Origin of the sequence: Amycolatopsis sp. SID8362, assembly GCF_010550475.1 — a bacterium.
In the GTDB taxonomy this organism is placed as follows: Bacteria; Actinomycetota; Actinomycetes; order Mycobacteriales; family Pseudonocardiaceae; genus Amycolatopsis; species Amycolatopsis eburnea.
In genome coordinates this window covers 1-1,682 of record NZ_JAAGNB010001787.1, presented here as the reverse complement: position 1 = coordinate 1,682, position 1,682 = coordinate 1, and the positions used below count along the sequence as shown (strand labels likewise).

The 1,682-nt window shown below is 74.3% G+C and carries 2 protein-coding genes; both read right to left on the bottom strand.

Annotated elements, in window-relative coordinates:
- Window positions 1–63: 63 nt before the first annotated feature.
- Window positions 64–1,044, bottom strand: a complete 981-nt coding sequence (locus tag G3I65_RS54760; RefSeq protein WP_160704381.1) for a PD40 domain-containing protein — start codon at window positions 1,042–1,044, stop codon at window positions 64–66.
- Window positions 1,041–1,682: MFS transporter (locus G3I65_RS54755; protein WP_160704379.1), on the bottom strand; the 642-nt coding region annotated here is incomplete at its 5' end. The genes G3I65_RS54760 and G3I65_RS54755, both read right to left, overlap by 4 nt.

Sequence of the window (1,682 nt, the reverse complement as noted above, 5' to 3'; positions counted from 1 at the left end):
GCGGCCCCGGACGGCGAGCTCATGCGCCGCATCCTGGACGGCCTCCGCAAGCTGGACTGATCGCTACGAGCCGAGCGCGGCCGGCGACTCCGCCTCCGGGATCAGCAGCCGGGGCGCGCCGGTGCCGTCCGCCGGGACCGACCAGACGTCGGCGTGGCCCGGCGCCCGCGCCACGCCGTAGCCGATCGTGTGGTCGTCGAGCCAGGCCGGCTGGTCGTCGACGCTGCGGGTCTCCGCCAGCGGCGTCACCTTCGCGGCCGCCAGGTCCAGCACCGACAGCCGCCAGCCGCGGGCCGGGTCGCCGTCCACCGCGGCCTTGAACGCCACCCGCGTGCCGTCCGGGGACAGCGACGGGCATTCGACGTTTTCCCGGATCGTGCGGATCGTGTGCGCCGCGAAGTCGCCCGCGACGAGGTACCGGTGGCCCGCCGACGACATGGTCGCGTAGAAGTGGCGGTCGTCGGCGGTGAACGTGACGCCCCAGAAGTTGAGGTCGGCCGCCTGGTACGGCTTGCCGTCGAGGGTCACCGCGTAGTCCTCGAGCGTGCCGGCCAGGTCGCCGGTCGCGGTGTCCAGGATGCCGGCGCGGGTGGAGAACATGCCGCCGTTGTAGGAATCCCCGGTGACGAAGACGGTCCACGCGAGCATCCGCCCGTCCGCCGACACCCGCGCCCGGTTCGGCAGCCCGACGAGCGGGATCTCCCGCTTCGACGTCAGTTGCGCGTCCAGCACCGCCAGCTGGTAGGTGGTCAGGTCGCCGTCCGGGCGCAGGCAGAGCCCGGTGCCGCCGGCGGCGTACACCCGGCTGCAGGACAGCGGCGAGACCGTCCGCGGGCCGCCCGGGTCGGTGACGGACACGGTGGCGACGTGCCCGCGGTCGGCGTCGGCCGTGCTGCGGAACAGCAGCCGCGGGCCGGGGGAGAGGCTGACCGCGCCGGTCGCCGTGGTGTCGTGGCCGCGCGCGCTCGCGAACCCGACGTACGCGACCGCGGCCCCGGCGAGCACAAGCACGCCGGCGATCGCGATCAGGATCCGGGTCTTCATGCGGTGGCCTTCCGGGGCGAGAGAACGGCGAACGTCACGCCGATCGCGACGACCGCCGCGCCGGCGGCGACGCCGATCGCGAGCTCGGGACCCCAGAACTGCCACGCCAGTCCGAAGAGGACGGACGAGGTGAAGTACGCGAGGGCCTGGACGGTCTGCACGAGCGAAATTCCCGTGGTGCGCAACGACTCCGGCAGCAGCGGGCCGGCCAGCGCCATCAGCACGCCGTCGGTCGCCGCGTAGAAGGCGCCGTACAACGCCAGCGCCAGGGCGAACAACGGCCACCCGGACACCGGCCCGGCCAGCAGCAGGTAGACGACGGCGAGCGCGCCGTACCCGCCGAGCACCACGGGCAGCCGCCCGATCCGGTCGGCCAGCGCGCCCAGCGGCGCGGCGAGCAGCAGGTAGCTGAGGTTGGTGCCGACCGCCAGCAGCGGGAACCAGCCGGTGGCGATGTCTTCCTTGTGCTGCAGCAGCAGGTAGACGAACCCGTCGCCGACCGTGGCCAGCCCGAGCACGCACGCCGCCACCAGCAGCCGCCGCACGCCGCTGCCGCGCAGCAGGGCCGCCGCCGCGCGCGGGGTGACGGGGTTCGCGGACGCTTTCGGCGTGCGGTGGTCGCGGACGAACAGCACCAG

What these genes read in the sequence shown, in the direction of transcription:
- G3I65_RS54760 (WP_160704381.1), bottom strand. Translation starts at nt 1,044, where the DNA reads ATGAAGACCCGGATCCTGATCGCGATCGCCGGCGTGCTTGTGCTCGCC.